Here is a 17,011-nt window from a genome sequence, read left to right as displayed (position 1 = left end):
TCTACCGAGACCGTGCCAGCTTTCTCAGAGTGGGTACTTCTGCAGGTTCGCCATCATCTGCTGCAGCGCCTGCAGGCTGTCCTGCGGGTGCACGGCGCCGTCAAAGTCGCCAATCCGCGCCCAGTTTTCCGCCACCTGCTCCGGGGTAAAGCCTTCGCGCGGGTCAAAGCCCACCCCCAGGCTGCGCTCCCAGCGCACTTTGCCCACCCAGCCGCCACCCACTTCGAACAGTTCGCCCGTGCCCTGGCACTGCTCGCTGCCCAGGTACACCACCAGCGGGCTGACCAGTTCCGGCTTGAGCCGCTCGAAGACCTGAGGCGGGATCAGCCCTTCGGTCATGCGGGTGCCGCCGGTAGGGGCGATGGCGTTCACCAGAATGCCGTGCTTGCGCCCTTCGATTGCCAACGTGCGGGTCAGCCCGTACAAGCCAAGCTTGGCCATGCCGTAGTTGGCCTGGCCGAAATTGCCGTAGATACCAGAGGTGGAGGCGGTGAAGATCACCCGCCCCCAGTTCTGATCGCGCAGGTGTGGCCAGGCGGCACGGGTGACCTTGAAGGCCCCTTCCACATGCACCTGATAAACCTGCTCCCAGTCGCTGTCGTCCATCTTGTGGAACGTCTTGTCGCGCAGGATGCCGGCATTGTTCACCAGCACATCGACCCGGCCGAAGCTGTCGAGGGCCTGCTCGACGATGCGCGCACCCTGGCTGACCGAGTCATGGTTGGCGATGGCGGTGCCACCGGCGGCGCGGATCTCTTCTACCACCCGGTCGGCAGCCGAAGCGCTGGCACCTTCACCGTGGGTAGAGCCGCCGAGGTCGTTGACCACGACCCTGGCCCCCCGCGCGGCGAACAGCAGCGCATGGGCGCGGCCCAGGCCACCGCCAGCCCCGGTGACGATCACCACGCGATCTTGCAGACGGACAGGCTCGCTCATGCTCATGGCTCCAGGCAGGTTCAGGTCAGCCAAGTGTCCGCCGCCAGCGGCAGGCGGACAATCAAGCTCACGCAGGCTGAATGCCTGGCAATAACGCAGGGCGATGAGGCCCGGTCAGGACCACGCCACTTTCTGCGGGTAATAGCTCAGCGGCTGTTCACGAAAAGCCAGGTAGTGGCGCAGGACCTGCACAGGCGCCTCGGTGTGCGGGTAATGGCCGATGCCCTGCAACTGCACGGTATCCGGCTCCGGCACCAGTTGCCGATAACGCTCCAGCATGTGCCCGCCGGAAAGTGGGTCAACCACGCCATTGATGAAGCGCAGGGGTACGCCTTTGCGCTGCATCGCCCCGACCCAGCGTTCGCGATGCAACCTGCGCTCGGGCATGTAGCTCACCAGCTTGTGCAGGATGCGCGTGCCCCGGTTGGCGGCGATCAGGCTCCAGAAATCATCCAGGGCACTTTCGCTGGGGTGGGTGCAGGGGCCGTAGACCTGGGTCACGTTGCGCACCAGGTCGTCACGCCCGAACGAGCGCCCGACCAGCCAGCCGAACCGGCTAAGCAGCAGTTTCTGGATCAGCAGCATGCGGCAGCTTTCGGGGAACAGGCCGCTGTTGAGGAACACGCAGCTGGCTATGTCGGCACGCTGTTCGTGGTGCCGCGCCAGCAGTTCCTGGGCCACGCTGCCGCCGTAGTCATGAGCCAACAGGTGCACAGGCTGGTCGACCTGCAAGTGGCCGAGCAAGGCCTGCTGCAGGTCGGCTTGCTCCATCAGGCTGTACGCGTGATCGACCGGCTTGGCCGAGTCGCCAAAACCGAGCATGTCGCAAGCGATCACCCGAAAGCGTTGGGTCAAAGGCCCCCACAGGTAGTGCCAGTCCCAGCTGGCCGTGGGGAAGCCATGTAACAGAAGCAGGGGCTCTCCTTGCCCTGCGGTCCAGTAGCGGATGCTCTGGCCCCGGAAGTTGAAGCTTTGTCCCCGGGTACGCCAGACGCACAATGGAATTTCGGCCATAGGCATCAGAAGTAACCCGGTGAAGTGATAGGGACGGGATAGGGCAAGGCTGCGGTCATTGCATGTCACCTCGGCACATACATGTGCTCTCTATGTCGAGGCAAAGTCTAGCCAGCAGCCCACTGGCTGGAACTTGCGTTGCCAGCCAGCTTGATGACTGTGCGAGTCAGTGGCACGAACGGTCAGAGCAACAGGGCCAGCAACGGTGCCGCGAACAGGTTCAGCAAGCCGGTCAGCACCATGACCAGGCCGGCCACCGAGCCTTCCTCGCGGCCCACCTCCTGTGCCCGGCTGACCCCGGCACCGTGCGCACCGACACCAAACAGCGCACCCCGTGCCAGCGGCGTGCGCAACGGCAACCAACGCAGCAGCACGCCGCCGAACATGGCGCCGAGTACACCGGTGAACATCACGAACACCGCTGTCAGCTCTGGCACGCCACCCAGGTCATGGGCCAACGGCATGGCAAACGGTGTGGTAATCGAACGCGGCACCAGCGACAGGCTGGTCGCGCTGTCCAGCGCCAGCAGGTGCGCCAGCCCCCAGGAACTGGCGATCGAGGCACTGCTGCCAGCGACCATGCCCACCATCAGCGCCGGCCAATGGCGCGCCAGCATCGCCCGCTGCTGCCAGATGGGCACCGCGAAGGCGACGGTCACCGGGCCAAGCACGCTCATCAACCAATGGGTATTGCGCGCATATTCGGCATACGCGGTGTGCAGCGGCACCGCCACCGCCAACAACAGCACCGGTACCAGGATCAACGGCGACAGCAGGTAGCGCCCGCTGCGCCGGTACAGCCAGCGGCTGCCCAGGTAGGCCAGCAAGGTCAGGGCCAGCCAGAACAGCGGCATGGGTTCAAGGCTCATGGCGCAACCTCCAGCGGCACACCAGTTCCACGGTGAGCGCGGTCACCACCATCACCATCAGCGTGCTCACGGCGATCACCAGCAAGATGCGCCAGCCCTCCTCACGGATCAGCGAGCCGTAGTCCAGCAGGCTCATCAACGCCGGAATGAAGAACAGCAGCATCTCGGCCATCAGCCAGCCGGCGCCCAGTTGCAGCATGGCCGGCTTGAGCACACCGGACGCGAACAGTATCAGCAGCAGCGCCAGGCCCATCACGCCACCGGGGATCGGCCAATCCAACCAGGTGGCAAGCTGGCCTCCCAGCAGAAACAAGGCACAAAGAATCGCCAGCTCGACAAGCAGGCGCAGGGCTTTTTTCAACAATGCGGGTTTCATGGCGGGGGTTCCTCGACAGGCCCTCATTTTAAGATTTGGCTGCCTAGGCCAGAAGCGAATTGTTAGACTGATCGCCATTCCAGAATGGAATTCAGAGCATGGAATTCAAACAGCTGCGCAGTTTTATCGAAGTGGTCCACCGCGGTGGTTTTACCCAGGCCGCGCAAACCCTGCACATCAGTCAATCGGCCGTGAGCAAGCAGGTGGCGCAGCTGGAGCAAGATGTGGGCCAGCCGCTGCTGGAGCGTCAGGCCTCCCAGCTGCACCTGACAGCGGCCGGACGCATTGTGCTGGAGCGCGGCGAAGCCCTGCTGCGCCAACGCCAGGCGCTGCTCAACGAACTGGACGACCTCAGCCAGATGGAGCGCGGCGAACTGCGCCTGGGCTTACCGATGTTGGGCAGTGACGCCTTGTTCGCCGGGCTTTTTGCCGAGTACCGGCGACGTCACCCGAACATCGCGATCCAGTTGCTGGAAGGCGGTAGCCGCAGTGTCGAACAGGCGGTCAAGAGTGGCGAGCTGGAACTGGGTGGTAGCCTGACACCCAGCGACGAGGCGTTCGACTACCAGCCATTCTGCAACGAACCATTGGATGCCCTGTTGCCGGCGGGGCATTCATTGGCGAGCCTGGACGGGGTGGACCTGGGGCAACTGGCCGATACGCCGTTCCTGTTGTATCAACGCAGCTTTGTGCTCAACGACCGGCTGCTGAAGGCGTGCCAGCAACAGGGCTTTACCCCGAAGGAAGGCGGCCGCAGTGGCCAGGCAGATTTTTTGGCGGCGTTGGTGGCGGCAGGCCAGGGTGTGGTGTTGCTGCCCCGAGTGGTGGCAAAAGCGCTGGAGCGCCCTGGGGTGGTGCGTTTGCCGCTACGTTCGCCGGCGGATTTGCGCTGGGATATCGCCTTTATCTGGCGGCGTGGGGCCTACCTGTCACGGGCGGCGCAGGCGTGGTTGGCATTGTTGCGCGAACCTCACGCCTGACGCGCTTTTTTATGTGGCCTTAGGGTCAGGCTTTCAGTGCGATTGCCAATTCAGCCAACCACGGCTCGGCATCCGCCTCTGGAGTCACGGTCTCGCTGGCATCCAGGCGCAGCATCGGCTGCACCTCACGCACACCCAATTCGGCAAACAGCTCGCGCATCTGCTCGCCACCGCCGCAATAGGTATCACCGTAGCTGGAGTCACCCAGTGCAATCACCGCACCCGGCAGACCACGCCAGGCCGCAGGCAAGGTATCGCGAAGGGTGCTGTACAGTGGCATGAGGTTGTCCGGCAGTTCGCCCATGCCGGTGGTCGAGGTCACGGCCAGCAAGGCGTCGGGGGCAAAACCTTCAAGGTCCTGCTGGGTGGCACGTGCCGCATGCCAGGCCTCCAGGCCCGCTGCCTTGAGCAGCGTTTCAGCGTGACGGGCGACTTCTTCGGCGGTGCCATAGACCGATCCGGAAATAATGGCGACTTTCATCGGGTAGAGGATTCCGAAACTGAGTGAAAACGTAGGATACTAGCATCCAGCGCTGGCAAAAGGCCGCCTCTACCAAAGTCGCCGTCCTCAGCCCCTCTTTGCCCAATGGCCCGAACATGATCAATGCGCAATTGCTGCAATCGATGGTCGATGCGTCCAATGACGGGATCGTGGTTGCCGAACAGGAAGGCGACGACACTATCCTGATCTACGTGAACGCCGCCTTCGAACGCCTGACCGGCTACAGCCGCGATGAAATCCTCTATCAGGATTGCCGCTTTCTGCAGGCGGACGACCGTGACCAGCTTGGCCGCGCACGTATCCGCAGGGCCTTGGCCGAAGGCCGCCCCTGCCGCGAAGTGCTGCGCAATTACCGCAAGGATGGCAGCGCCTTCTGGAACGAGCTGTCGATTACCCCGGTAAGGCACGCCGCGGATCAGCGCACCTACTTCATCGGTATCCAGAAAGACGTCAGCCGCCAAGTCGAACTGGAACGGCAACTGGCGGAACTGTGCGCTCGTCCGAAACCCGACGAACGCGCTTGAACCAAGTACGCCATGCACGGTCAATCCCGATGAAGAAATCGCCACCACCGAGTTCGATCATGCAAGCAGACGCCCTCCTGACCCAGGCCGAGCTGGATTTCATCCAGAACATGCAGCATTCGCCGCAATTGAACCTGGCCGACTCCATGTCGAGCCTGCTGGTCAATGGCGACCGCCGCATCCAGAGCCTGCTCACCCGGCTGGTGGCCAACGAGCAGGTTACCTTGCAGGCCCAGTTCAACAACCAACAGATCAGCTTCCCCCTGCAATTGGTAGAGGACGAGTTCCACGCCCTGCACCTGCAACTGGGTTCACCGGAAATCTACGAAGACGGCCCCATGCTGCGCCCTTGGCGCCTGTCGATGGACCAGCCGAGCGCACTGCTCGATGCCCATGACGAGATCAGCGGCCTGTGGGTGCGTGATATTTCCTTCAAAGGTGTGCTGCTGGAAGTCCGTGACCTGCCCTCGCCACCCGCCCGCTTCGAACTGCGCTTCGCCCCCGGCGGCATCAGCCCGATCGAACTGCACGGCGTACTGGGCCGGCGCATTGGCCCGGACCTGGCGGCCTACGACCTCAGCCAAAGCCCGGCCGAAGAAATCGAGCGTCTGCGCGACTACATCCTCCAGGCCCACCGTCGGGCCCACCCCGACCTGCACACTCAGGTATCTAGCTGACCTGCCAGAAACTGCCGCAACCGCTGGCGCATGACACCACCCTGCGCTCCCAGGCAGGCGATAGCACTGCCAGCCAGACTGGCCTGTGCCACTTCCGCCGCCTCACCGGCCAGTAACAACGGGCAGTCCAATACCGCCGCCAGGCGAGCCAAGTGCCGGATGAGTTCTGCGGTAGGCGGCTGATGGGAAAACAGCACCAGGGCATCCGGCTTCAGGCGTTCGCAAACCAGCGCCAGCTCCTGCAGTGGCTGCCCGCTCGCCAACGGGGTCACACCTGTTTCGTCGCTGCCCAGGATCAGGCTGGTGACCAGCAGCTCAAGCTCATGGCACTGCCCCGGTAATGGCGCCAACAGCACGGTGCGGCTACGCGGCACATGGGCAAGCTGCAAACGAGCGAATACCCGACCGCGCAAGAACTGGTCAAAGAACAGCCATTCACTGGCCTGCCCATAGCCGCCCTGGCGGACGGCCATGTCGTGCCACACAGGCATGAACACTTCGCTGAAAACCTGGTCCAGGGTGCTGGCGGCAAACACCTCCTGGAAAAGCAGATCAAGGCCCGCCACGTCGAAACGCTGCACCGCCAGGCGGATCTGGTGCTGCCAGCGTAGCCAGGCGTCCGTCGCATCACCGGCCTGGCCGGCAAGGGCATGGCCACGCGCAAGAATACTGCCCACTTTGCTGACCGCCACACCGCGCTCCAGCCACCCGAGGATACGGCGGATTTCATCGATATCGGCCTGGGAATACAGGCGGTGGCCACTGTCGGTACGGATCGGCTGGATCAGGCCATAACGACGCTCCCAGGCCCGCAGGGTCACAGCGTTGACACCGGTCAGACGGGAAACTTCACGAATTGGAAACAGCTCCTGCTGTTCGAAACTCGCATCGATCACCGGACTACGTCCCTGTTCGTTCATCTGCACGAGCTACCCTGGGTGCGGAAGTTGAACGCGCATTCTACTACGACGGCATCGGTCGCAGGGTGCAACCGTTCGCCGCCCGACGTTTGCCGAATATTGCAGATACGCGATAATCCGCGCCCGATTCTTGCATGCACGCCTGTGTTGCCCACCACCCCGGGCCACACAGCCAAAGGGGCCAGCTACCCGCCAGCCCCGTTGCCAGGAGATACACAATGTCTACCCCACCCGTCACCCTGATGGTGTCGCGCCGCGCCGCCCATGGCCGCTACCAGGACTTGCTGGCCTGGTTGCATGAAGGCGAGCAGCTGGCCACCGACTTTCCCGGCTACCTTGGCTCGGGCATCCTTGCCCCGCCCCGCGATGGCGACGAATTCCAGATTATCTTCCGCTTCAGCGACGAGCCCACCCTGCATGCCTGGGAACACTCCGCCTCGCGCCGGGCCTGGTTGCAACGCGGCAACGGCCTGTTCGAACGCCCCAAAGAGGCGCGCGTAAGCGGCATCGATGACTGGTTTGGCACCAACATGGTGCAAAAACCACCCCGTTGGAAACAGGCCGTAGCGATCTGGCTGGCATTCTTCCCGGTCTCGTTGCTGTTCAACCTGCTGTTCGGCCACTGGTTGGCAGCGTTGGACCTGGTGCCCCGGGTACTGCTCAGCACCCTGGCGCTGACACCCGTGATGGTCTACCTGTTCATCCCCCTGTCCACCCGTCTGCTGGCCGGTTGGCTGCATGCCACCCCAACGCCCCCTGGCGCCCTGCGCAGCCGCTGAGGGCAGGCCATACAACAGGGAAACAGTTCGGGTATGCTGGGTGGCAACCAAAGGACAGACAAGTTGACCGCCCGAACATGAACAGCCCCATTCTCGTTACCGGAGCCAGCCAGCGCGTCGGGCTGGCCTTGGCCCTTGAACTGGCACAGGCCGGCCATACGGTGGTCAGTGCCAGCCGCAGTGTCCAGCCACAGACGGCCCACCCGAACATCGTGCAGTTCCAGGCCGACCTGTGCCTGGCGGCCGACCGCCAGGCCCTGATCGATCACCTGCACAGCCATTACGACGGCCTGCGCGCCATCATCCACAATGCCTCGCTGTGGCTTGATGACGGGCTCGACAACCTCGAAACCATGTTCCGCCTGCACGTCGAAGCGCCCTACCACCTCAACCTGGCCCTGGGCGACCTGCTGGCCAGGGTGGACAAGGCCGACATCATCCACATCTGCGACGAAACGTCCTCACGCGGCAGCAAGAGCCACATCGGCTATGCCGCCACCAAGGCCGCGCTGCAGAACATGGTGCTGTCGTTCGCCGAAAAATATGCGCCCAAGGTGCATGTGAACGGTATCCTGCCTGGGCTGCTGATCCTCAAGGAAGGGGGCGATGAAGCCTACCGCCAGCAAACCCTGAAAAAGGCCTTGCTGGAATTCGAACCCGGCGCCGGCCCGCTGATCGAGACCGTCAAGTACCTGCTCGCCAGCCAGTACAGCACCGGCAGCCAGGTGGTCATCAACGGCGGCCGCCACTTGAAAAACCGCATGACTTGAGAGACGCCCATGACCCCACAGCAACAGCTCGAACTCGAAGCCGCCGCGTTCCGGCGATTGGTCGAACACCTGCAAAAGCGCACCGACGTGCAGAACATCGACCTGATGAACCTGTCCGGTTTCTGCCGCAACTGCCTGTCCAAGTGGTACAAGGCCGCAGCGGACGAGCGCCAGCTCGACCTGAGCCTGGATGACGCCCGCGAAGCGGTGTACGGCATGCCCTACGCCGAGTGGAAAGCCCAACACCAGAAAGAAGCCAGCGCCGAACAACAAGCGGCGTTCGAAAAAGGAAAACCTCGTGACTGATCTGAACACCCTGCGCACCAGCCTGGCCAGCGGCCAACATGTATTTGCCAATACCCTGGCGTTCATTGCCGACAATTACAGCTACCAGCCTCAGGCCTTCAACAATGGTGGCGTGGAAAATGCGGCTGGGCAGAACGAAGGTTCGTGCAAGACGTTGGGCCTGGCACTGCTGGAAGGGCTGAGCGATCAGGAAGCGCTGCTGGCCTTTGGCGAGCATTACCGTGATGTGGTTGCCACGCCTGAGGGTAGCGACCATGGCAATATCCGTGCGCTGATCAAGCATGGGCTGGCGGGTGTGAAGTTTGCCGGGCAGCCTCTGGCGCGCAAGGCTTGAGATAGCCGGGGCCGCTTTGCGGCCCATCGCGACGCAAGGCCGCTCCCACAAGGGATCGCATGCTTCCTGTGGGAGCGGCCTTGTGTCGCGAAAGGGCTGCAAAGCAGCCCCAAAATTCTGCGCCGACCATCAATCCATGATGTTGCCAGGGCCCCCTTCCTCCAGCCCTCCCTGCTGCAACCATTGCAAGGCCACTGGCCACAGGCTTTCGCGAAACCGGTCATGGAAGAACGCGAAATGGCCGATCTCCTCGACCGAGATATCCACAGGCGCGATGCGCAGGTGCTTACGCTCGGCCCCCTGTACATAACTCAGCAATCGCTCGGTCGCCGCCACGGTGCCGAAGGGGTCATCGGTCAGGCTGATGGCCAGCGTTGCCGCCCGCACATGAGCGAACGGTAGCGCCTCCAGGCCACGGCCGCTGGGCCGGTGTTCGTAACGCGGTGTACGCGTGGTCCAGTCGTGCACCACGCCGGACGGCGTGTCTTCCAGCCACCCCAGGCGCTTGCCGGGGAAGTAGCCGAACACTCGGGTCAATAGCGGCATCACCACATGCCACTTGCCAAACAGCTGCCAGCGCTGCTCAGCCGCATAATCGCGCCAGTAGGCAAACTGCGCGCCCACCATCACCACCCGGCGCACCCGGCTGGCAGAAGGCGCCAGGCCCACTGCGCAGCCGCCGAAACTGTGCCCCACCACATCCACCGGCTGGCCAGGGAAATGCGTTGCCGCATGCGCCAGCATGGCTTCGAAATCGAGCCTGCCCCAGTCGCTCCATGAAGCCTGAAAACCGCGCAGTGACGCCGGACGCGACTCGCCGATACCCCGGTAATCGTAGGTCAGCACATCGAAGCCCTGGGCGAACAGGAAGTCGGCAAAGCGTGAGTAATAGCGGCAGCGTACCGAAGTGGCAGCGTTGATGATCACCAGCGGGCGCTGGGGGTCTGGTTGGGCGTGGCGCCAGCAGAAACCGCCGAGGCTGTAACCGTCGGCTGCGGGGTGGCGAAAGGCTGTGGCGGGTTGGGTGAGGCTGCTCATGGCGCATTCCCTGTTGTTGTGCGCCAAAACTAGCAAAGATTTTATAGCCTGTACCGGCCCGTTCGCAGGTGAACCCGCAAAAGGGCCGGTACAGGCTATCGCCGATTACAGCTCGACGCAGTCGAACTTCACATCGGTAGCCACGTCTTCGTCGTAGTTGACGTCAGCACGCTCGAAGCCGAACAGGTTGAGGAACTGCTTCTTGTAACCGGCATAGTCGGTCAGCTCGAACAGGTTCTCGGTGGTCACCTGTGGCCACAGGGCCTTGCAGGCGCTCTGCACGTCGTCACGCAGTTCCCAGTCGTCCAGACGCAGGCGGCCCTTCTCGTCGACTTCGGCCGGCGCACCGTCGGCACGGTACATGCGGTCGCGGTACATGCGGTCCAGTTGGTCCTGGGTGCCTTCGTGAACGCCCTTCTCCTGCATGATCTTGAAGACCATCGACAGGTACAGCGGCATCACCGGGATGGCCGAGCTGGCCTGGGTGACCACCGACTTCAGCACCGCCACGTTGGCGCCACCCTTGAGTTCGCCGGCCAGTTTCTGGTCCAGGCGCAGGGCAGTTTCGTCCAGGTCCTGCTTGGCCTGGCCCAGTGCGCCGTGCCAGTAGATCGGCCAGGTGATGTCGCTGCCAATGTAGCTGAAGGCTACGGTGCGGGCGCCTTCGGCCAGCACGTCAGCGCCCGCCAGGGCGTCGATCCACAGCTGCCAGTCCTGGCCGCCCATTACGGTGACGGTGTCAGCGATTTCCTGCTCGGTGGCCGGCTCGATGCTGGCCTCGATGATGGTGTCCTTGTTGGTGTCGATGGCGGTCGACTTGTACGGCTGGCCGATCGGCTTCAGTGCCGAGCGAATGACTTCACCGGTCTGCGGCAGCTTGCGCACAGGCGATGCCAGCGAGTAGATGACCAGGTCGACCTTGCCGCCCATTTCGTTCTTGATCAGCTCGATGACCTTGGCACGGGCTTCGTCAGAGAAGGCGTCGCCGTTGATCGACTTGCTGTACAGGCCCTCGGCCTTGGCAAACTTGTCGAAGGCAGCGGCGTTGTACCAGCCAGCAGTGCCGGCCTTGGTTTCGGTGCCTGGTTTTTCGAAGAACACGCCCAGGGTGTCGGCCTTGAAGCCGAACGCTGCGGTGATGCGGGCCGCCAGGCCATAGCCGCTGGAAGCACCGATGACCAAGACCTTCTTCGGGCCATCCTCGCGCACGCCCAGCTTGCGGGTGGCTTCGATCTGGTCACGGACGTTGAGCTCGCAGCCCTTCGGGTGAGTCGTGGTGCAGATGAAACCGCGAACCTTAGGATGAATGATGGCCAATGTCTGTACCTCGTCAGGTTTATGCCGGGGAAGCGCCGCTTGAGGCGATTCCGATTGATCAGAGGGTGAGACTACCCCCGCAGGTTATCCGACACATATTACGGGGTGATCAAAGGGATGCAAAACGGTGGCAACCTCAATCCGGCAGTAAAGCCGCTTTAAGCCAATCCAGAAACTGCCTGGCCAGCGGATCATCCTGGCTGTCCCGATGTACCAGACAAGCCCACGCGGGCCCGCGAACGCGCTGCGCCGACAACGCCTGCAAACGCCCCTCTTCCACTGCCCGCCGCGCCAGCAACTGGCTGACCAGCGCCACCCCAAGCCCCTCGCTCGCCGCATCCAGCAACAAACCGGGGTCGGAAAAGTTCAACCCTTTGCCCTGCTGCCCCACATCTTCGCCACCTTCCAGTTGCCAGTGGCTCCAGTCCATCTCACGCTCGCCATGCAGCGTGGTGCGCCGCTGTACCGGCGTTTGCAGCAAGGCCGGATGGCAGGCCGGGTACAGCTGGTCTTGATGCAGCACGCTGAAACTGCACTCGGCCTGAGCACTGAGGTCGTCGCGGATGGCAAGGTCGATGGTTTCGGTGGCCATGTCCGGCACCTCGAAACTGGTGAACAACCACAAGTCCACGTCCGGGCAGCGCTGATGGAAGTCCGTCAGTCGCGGCAACAGCCAGTGCCTGGCAAACGCCGGGCTGGTATTCACCACCAACTGGTTGGGCTTGCGGTACTGGTCGAGCCGGCGAATGCCCACGGCCAGGTGCTGCAGCAATGATTGCGTAGTACTGAGCAGGTCGTGCCCGGCGTCGGTCAGGCTCACGCTGCGGCCACTGCGGTAGAACAGCGGCTGCTCCAGGTAGGTTTCCAGGCTGCGGATCTGCTGGCTGATGGCCGACTGGGTCAGGTTCAGCGCCTCGGCGGCCTTGTGGAAGCTGCCCAGCCGCGCGGCGGCCTCGAAGCCGCGCAGGGCATTCAGGGGTGGCCAGTGTTTAAGCATGATTGATAAGCCCTGCTGATCAGATGTGCGCTAAATCTATCGTTTGTCGCCAGCCAGGCCTAGCCATAGCATGAACACCAACACCCGCGACGGCGGGCTTCGTTGATAAAAAACCCTAATAGATCGGAGTTCACTATGCACCTGTCCCTCGACAGCGGCTGGCGCATGCCCGCCGAATGGGCACGCCACGCGGCAACCTGGATGGTCTGGCCACACAATCAGGCCCTGTGGGAAAGCGGCTGGAACGTGCGCCTGGCCGATGTCCAGCAGGACTACGCCCGAGTCGCAGCGGCCATCGCCCGTTTCGAGCCAGTGAAGATGGTGGTCGACCCTTCCGCCGTGGCCAGCGCCCGCGCCCTGTGTGGTGCCAACATCGAACTGATCGAACTGGCGGTGGACGACAGCTGGTGCCGTGACAGCGGCCCGAGCTTCGTCTGCCACCCGCAACACGGCCTGGCCGGCCTGAGCTGGCGCTTCAATGCCTGGGGCGGCAAGTCGCAGCACAGCCTGGACCGCAGCCTGGGCCGGCGCATCCTCGACCAGCTGGGCCTGGACGGGTTCAGCACTGCACTGTGCAACGAAGGGGGTGCGATTCATGTCGACGGCGAAGGCACGCTGATCACCACCGAATCGGTGCTGCTCAACCCCAACCGCAACCCTGGCGTGAGCAAGGCCGATTTCGAGGCCTGTTTCGCCCGCCACCTGGGCATCCGCAAGACCATCTGGTTGCCGGGTGACCCGCAGTACGTCACCGGCGACATGACCGACGGCCACGTCGATGGCGTGTGCGCCTTCGCCCGCCCTGGCGTGCTGCTGGTGGATGCCACCCGAGACCCGCATTCGGTGTACGCCGAAGTGGTGCGGGAAAACCGCCGCGCCCTGGAGCTGGCGACCGATGCGCAGGGCCGCCACTTCGAACTACTCGACCTGTACGAGGCCAGCGCCGCCGTTGACCCGAATGCCGAGGTGTTCTGCGCCTCCTACACCAACTTCTACATCGCCAACGGCGCAATCATCATGCCGGCCTATGGCATCGCAGCCGACCAGGACGCAGCTGCGCAACTGGCCCACGCCTTCCCGGGCCGCGAGATCGTGCCGGTGCGCATCGACCACATTGCCCACGGCGGTGGCGGCATTCACTGCATCACCCAGCAACAGCCGCAGGTGCAGCCATGAGCCTGCTGCGCGTGGCCACCACGCAGATGCCGTGCAGCTGGAACCTGCCCGATAACCTCGACCGCGCCGAACAGCTGGTGCGCCAGGCTGCTGCCAAAGGTGCCCAGGTGATCCTGCTGCAAGAGCTGTTCGCCACCCCGTACTTCTGCATCGAACAGGACCACCAGCACCAGGCCCTCGCCCAGCCCTATCCCGACAGCCCGATACTGCAGCGCTTCGCGGCGCTGGCCGGCGAGCTGGGCGTGGTGCTACCGCTTAGCTGGTACGAGCGCGCCGGCAATGCCTTCTTCAACTCGCTGACCGTGGCCGATGCCGATGGCCGCCTGCTGGGGGTCTACCGCAAGACCCACATCCCCAACGCCATTGGCTATCAGGAGAAGGAATATTTCAGCCCCGGCGACACGGGCTTCAAGGTCTGGGACACCGCTTTCGGGCGACTGGGCATTGGTATCTGCTGGGACCAGTGGTTCCCCGAAACGGCCCGTTGCCTGGCCTTGATGGGTGCTGAAGTGCTGCTGTTCCCCACCGCCATCGGCTCCGAGCCCGGCTGCGCCGAACTGGACTCGCGTGACCATTGGCAAATAGCCATGCGCGGCCACGCCGCCGCCAACCTGCTGCCGGTGGTGGCGGCCAATCGCGTCGGTGAGGAGGTCGCGGCCAGCGACGCATCGTTGTCCATGCGCTTCTATGGCTCGTCGTTCATCTGTGACCACAAGGGCGCCATGCTCAGCGAAGCGGACCGCGACAACACGGGCATCTGGTTGCACGACCTGGACCTTGCAGCCATGCGCGAAGACCGCCTGAGCTGGGGCATCTACCGCGATCGTCGCCCAGAGATGTACGCCCCCCTGCTGACCCTGGACGGCAAGCATCCACACACCCTGAGGGCCTGAGCATGAAACGCCACGTTTTAGCCGCAATGGCGCTGGCCATCTGCGCCAGCCAGGCACAGGCCGAACAGCCCGTGCTGCGCCTGTACAACTGGGCCGATTATTTTGCCGAAGACACCCTCAAGCAGTTCACGGCCGAAACCGGCATCCAGGTGATCTACGACGTCATGGATGGCAGTGAAGTGCTCGAAGCCAAGCTGATGTCAGGGCGCAGTGGCTACGACCTGGTGTTCCCCGGTGACACCGTTGCCGAGCGGCTGATGCGCGCCGGCAGCCTGCAGCCACTGGACCACAGCCGCCTTGAGGCACTGGACGACATCGAGCCCGGCCTGCGCCAGCTGCATGCTCGCTACCCCAAGGCCAGCCAGGCCACCGTGCCCTACACCTGGGGCACCATCGGCCTGACGGTGAATGCCGACAAAGTCCGCCAGCGCATGCCCGATGCGCCGCTGGACAACCTCGACCTGCTGTTCAAACCAGCGCTGGCCGCCAAGTTCGCCGACTGTGGCATTTCGGTGATCGACTCGCCCGACGAAGTGCTGGCCGTGGTCCTCAACTACCTGGGCCGCGAGCCGCGCAGCGCCAAGCGTGAAGACTTGGCCGCCGCCAGCGAACTACTCAAGGCCATACGCCCGTACGTGCGCAAGTTCCAGTCGCAGCCGGTGACCGAACTGGTCAACGAAAACCTGTGTGTGTCGCTGGGCTACAGCGGCGACGTGGTCCAGGCCCAGCGTACCGCCGATGCCGCAGGCAAGCACCTAGACTTCCAATACCGCGTCCCCCGCCAGGGCACCACGGTGTGGATGGACACCATGGCCATCCCGGCCGATGCCAAGCACCCGGAATATGCCTATCGTTTCATCAACTTCGTCATGCGCCCGGCAAACATGGCCGCCATCAGCAACTTCACCGGCTACCCCACCGCCAGCGCCAAAGCGCGCCAGGCCGTGGACCCGCGCATGCGCGACAACCCCGACATCTACCTCGACGAAGCCACCTACGCCCGGCTGATTCCGGGACGTGATATCCCACAGGCCGACATGCGGGCACGCATGCGCGTGTGGACACGCTTCAAGACTGCACAGGACTGACCCATGCCTAGCCGTAGAACCTTCCTGCAACTGTCACTGGCCGCTGGCCTCGGCGCGGGCCTTGGCCTGCCGCTGGGCCTGGCCCGCGCTGAAGAACCGGGTCGCTGGTTCATGCCCGACGAAGGTGAACCACAGCAACGCGCCTTCATCGCCTTTGGCGCGCAGGATGCCATCTGGGAAGACTTCACCGCCGATGTGCAAGCTGCCCTGGGTCGTATCGCCCAGGCCATCGCGCGTTATCAGCCGGTCACCGTGTTCTGCCGGGCCAGCGAACGCAAGCTGGCCGAGCAACACTGTGGCAGCCCACGCACCCGCTTTGTCGAATGCAACCTGGACGATATCTGGATGCGCGACATTGGCGCCAACTTCGTCCTCGATGACGACGGCGCGCTGGGTGCGGTGGACTTCAATTTCAACGGCTGGGGCAACAAGCAGCGCCACCGCAACGATGCGCAGCTGGCCAAACGGGTCGCTACCCTGGCTGGCGGTCAGTACCAACGCAGCGAGCTGGTAGGTGAAGGTGGCGCCATTGAAGTGGATGGCCATGGCACTGGCATCATGACCGAAAGCAGCTGGATCAACGCCAACCGCAACCCGGGCTGGAGCAAGGCAGACGTCGAGGCCGAGCTCAAGGCGCGCCTTGGGTTGAGCAAGGTCATCTGGCTGCCAGGCATCGCCGGCAACGACATTACCGACGGGCATGTGGATTTCTATGCCCGCTTCGTGCGGCCGGGGGTGGTCATTTCCAATCTGGACAATGACCCTGATTCGTATGACTACGCCGTAACGCGCAAGCACCTGGATATCCTCAGGCAGGCCACCGATGCCGAGGGCCGCAAGTTGCAGATACATGTGGTGTCACCGCCAATGCGTGGGCGGCGTAACAGGTTCAGCAAAGGCAATGACGACTTTGCGGCGGGGTACATCAATTACTTCGTGATCAATGGTGCGGTCATCGCGCCGCAGTTTGGCGATGCGCAGGCTGATGAGAAGGCACGGGCGTTGCTGGCAGCGGTGTATCCGGGGCGGGATATCGTGCAATTGGATATCGATGCCATTGCCGCTGGGGGTGGGGGGATTCACTGTGTGACCCATCAGTGTCCGGCTGTCTGATTGATGTCGCCTGTACTGGCCTCTTCGCGGGCAAGCCCGCTCCCACAGGTACTCCACAGACCTTGATACTGTGGTTTTCCTGTGGGAGATCACCCAGCCCTTCCGGGCTGCGCTGTCGCGCAGCAAACTTGAGATGTACGGCTTCAGATCTGCGCAGCGCTGACATTTTGAAAAAGAAAAGGCGGCTGGCCCGATAGGGCCAGCCGCCTTTTGCTTTGTTAGGGTTTGTGCGCTCGGGACAGAGATCGTAGCCAGCACTGGTGTGTGTCCGCACACCCGCGTGGGAGAGTGATCCGCACGGTATCGGCGTGAAGTCCCTGTAGGCATCAGCTAAATCAGCTGTGACCACGTATGAGAGAGTGAACACTTTCGCCACCGTGTGCCCCGCGCGCCCCTTATCCT

Annotated in this window: 20 protein-coding genes; 11 read left to right on the top strand and 9 right to left on the bottom strand. The window is 63.4% G+C overall.

From position 1 onward, the window contains the following. Positions 1-24: 24 nt before the first annotated feature. From N436_RS16405 to N436_RS16390, 4 genes are all read right to left on the bottom strand, one after another. The gene (locus N436_RS16405) at positions 25-936 is read right to left on the bottom strand and encodes an SDR family oxidoreductase (RefSeq protein ID WP_105946991.1); all 912 of its coding nucleotides are present in this window, start codon (positions 934-936) and stop codon (positions 25-27) included. Positions 937-1,050: 114 nt separating this feature from the next. Further along, positions 1,051-1,956: an alpha/beta fold hydrolase gene (locus tag N436_RS16400; RefSeq protein WP_105946992.1), complete on the bottom strand. Its 906-nt coding sequence runs from the start codon at positions 1,954-1,956 to the stop codon at positions 1,051-1,053. 176 nt (positions 1,957-2,132) lie between these two features. After that, entirely contained in the window at positions 2,133-2,819 is a 687-nt protein-coding gene (locus N436_RS16395) for an LrgB family protein (protein WP_016713477.1), read from the bottom strand. After that, entirely contained in the window at positions 2,809-3,195 is a 387-nt protein-coding gene (locus N436_RS16390) for a CidA/LrgA family protein (RefSeq protein WP_110741556.1), read from the bottom strand. Before N436_RS16390 ends, N436_RS16395 begins: the two co-directional genes overlap by 11 nt. 98 nt (positions 3,196-3,293) lie before the next feature. Between N436_RS16390 and N436_RS16385 the strand changes: the two genes are divergently transcribed. Beyond that, entirely contained in the window at positions 3,294-4,175 is an 882-nt protein-coding gene (locus tag N436_RS16385) for a LysR family transcriptional regulator (RefSeq protein WP_105946993.1), read from the top strand. 25 nt (positions 4,176-4,200) lie between these two features. Here the strand turns inward: N436_RS16385 and N436_RS16380 are convergent, their stop codons facing one another. Then, complete coding sequence (locus tag N436_RS16380) at positions 4,201-4,656, bottom strand: flavodoxin (RefSeq protein WP_019098828.1); 456 nt, start codon at positions 4,654-4,656, stop codon at positions 4,201-4,203. 116 nt (positions 4,657-4,772) lie between these two features. Here N436_RS16380 and N436_RS16375 point away from each other — a divergent pair, with 116 nt between their 5' ends. Continuing rightward, a complete protein-coding gene (locus N436_RS16375; RefSeq protein ID WP_016713473.1) occupies positions 4,773-5,201 on the top strand; it encodes a PAS domain S-box protein in 429 nt (142 codons plus the stop codon). Positions 5,202-5,260: 59 nt separating this feature from the next. Further along, a complete protein-coding gene (locus tag N436_RS16370) occupies positions 5,261-5,878 on the top strand; it encodes a hypothetical protein (RefSeq protein WP_110741555.1) in 618 nt (205 codons plus the stop codon). On the opposite strand, the gene N436_RS16365 is transcribed toward N436_RS16370, so the two are convergent. Next, positions 5,863-6,798: a MerR family transcriptional regulator gene (locus N436_RS16365; protein ID WP_105946996.1), complete on the bottom strand. Its 936-nt coding sequence runs from the start codon at positions 6,796-6,798 to the stop codon at positions 5,863-5,865. The two genes, N436_RS16370 and N436_RS16365, sit on opposite strands and share 16 nt — an antisense overlap. A gap of 218 nt (positions 6,799-7,016) precedes the next feature. On the opposite strand from N436_RS16365, the gene N436_RS16360 reads away from it, so the two are divergent. The 4 genes from N436_RS16360 (at position 7,017) to N436_RS16345 (ending at position 8,987) form a co-directional block, all read left to right on the top strand. Continuing rightward, positions 7,017-7,577 (top strand): antibiotic biosynthesis monooxygenase, encoded by a 561-nt coding sequence (locus N436_RS16360; RefSeq protein WP_105946997.1) that lies wholly within the window; start codon positions 7,017-7,019, stop codon positions 7,575-7,577. Between the two features lie 77 nt (positions 7,578-7,654). Continuing rightward, a complete protein-coding gene (gene folM / locus N436_RS16355; RefSeq protein WP_110741554.1) occupies positions 7,655-8,347 on the top strand; it encodes a dihydromonapterin reductase in 693 nt (230 codons plus the stop codon). 9 nt (positions 8,348-8,356) lie between these two features. Then, positions 8,357-8,653, top strand: a complete 297-nt coding sequence (locus N436_RS16350; RefSeq protein ID WP_012274156.1) for a DUF1244 domain-containing protein — start codon at positions 8,357-8,359, stop codon at positions 8,651-8,653. Continuing rightward, the gene (locus tag N436_RS16345; protein WP_177410280.1) at positions 8,646-8,987 is read left to right on the top strand and encodes a HopJ type III effector protein; all 342 of its coding nucleotides are present in this window, start codon (positions 8,646-8,648) and stop codon (positions 8,985-8,987) included. The genes N436_RS16350 and N436_RS16345 overlap by 8 nt, the downstream gene beginning before the upstream one ends. Positions 8,988-9,116: 129 nt before the next feature. Here N436_RS16345 and N436_RS16340 read toward each other — a convergent pair whose 3' ends face one another. From N436_RS16340 to N436_RS16330, 3 genes are all read right to left on the bottom strand, one after another. Then, positions 9,117-10,025 carry an alpha/beta fold hydrolase gene (locus N436_RS16340; protein WP_105946999.1) on the bottom strand — a complete coding sequence of 303 codons (909 nt, stop codon included), beginning with the start codon at positions 10,023-10,025 and terminating at the stop codon, positions 9,117-9,119. Between the two features lie 105 nt (positions 10,026-10,130). Next, positions 10,131-11,342: an enoyl-ACP reductase FabV gene (gene fabV, locus N436_RS16335; protein WP_110741553.1), complete on the bottom strand. Its 1,212-nt coding sequence runs from the start codon at positions 11,340-11,342 to the stop codon at positions 10,131-10,133. A 136-nt stretch (positions 11,343-11,478) separates the two neighbouring features. Further along, positions 11,479-12,339, bottom strand: coding sequence for a LysR substrate-binding domain-containing protein (locus N436_RS16330; RefSeq protein ID WP_105947000.1), 861 nt, complete (start codon positions 12,337-12,339; stop codon positions 11,479-11,481). Between the two features lie 135 nt (positions 12,340-12,474). Here N436_RS16330 and N436_RS16325 point away from each other — a divergent pair, with 135 nt between their 5' ends. Genes N436_RS16325 through N436_RS16310 form a run of 4 tightly spaced genes read left to right on the top strand, consistent with a single transcriptional unit; the run spans position 12,475 to position 16,609 of the window. After that, positions 12,475-13,515: an agmatine/peptidylarginine deiminase gene (locus N436_RS16325; protein WP_105947001.1), complete on the top strand. Its 1,041-nt coding sequence runs from the start codon at positions 12,475-12,477 to the stop codon at positions 13,513-13,515. Continuing rightward, positions 13,512-14,408, top strand: coding sequence for an N-carbamoylputrescine amidase (gene aguB, locus N436_RS16320; RefSeq protein ID WP_110741552.1), 897 nt, complete (start codon positions 13,512-13,514; stop codon positions 14,406-14,408). The genes N436_RS16325 and aguB overlap by 4 nt, the downstream gene beginning before the upstream one ends. A 2-nt stretch (positions 14,409-14,410) precedes the next feature. Next, complete coding sequence (locus N436_RS16315) at positions 14,411-15,496, top strand: extracellular solute-binding protein (RefSeq protein WP_105947003.1); 1,086 nt, start codon at positions 14,411-14,413, stop codon at positions 15,494-15,496. A 3-nt stretch (positions 15,497-15,499) separates the two neighbouring features. After that, the gene (locus N436_RS16310) at positions 15,500-16,609 is read left to right on the top strand and encodes an agmatine/peptidylarginine deiminase (protein WP_110741551.1); all 1,110 of its coding nucleotides are present in this window, start codon (positions 15,500-15,502) and stop codon (positions 16,607-16,609) included. Positions 16,610-17,011 lie beyond the last annotated feature (402 nt).

The organism is Pseudomonas sp. RV120224-01b (assembly GCF_003208145.1).
Lineage (GTDB): Bacteria > Pseudomonadota > Gammaproteobacteria > Pseudomonadales > Pseudomonadaceae > Aquipseudomonas > Aquipseudomonas monteilii.
The sequence above is the reverse complement of the archived record's forward strand: the minus strand, read 5'-3'. Positions and strand labels throughout refer to the sequence as shown.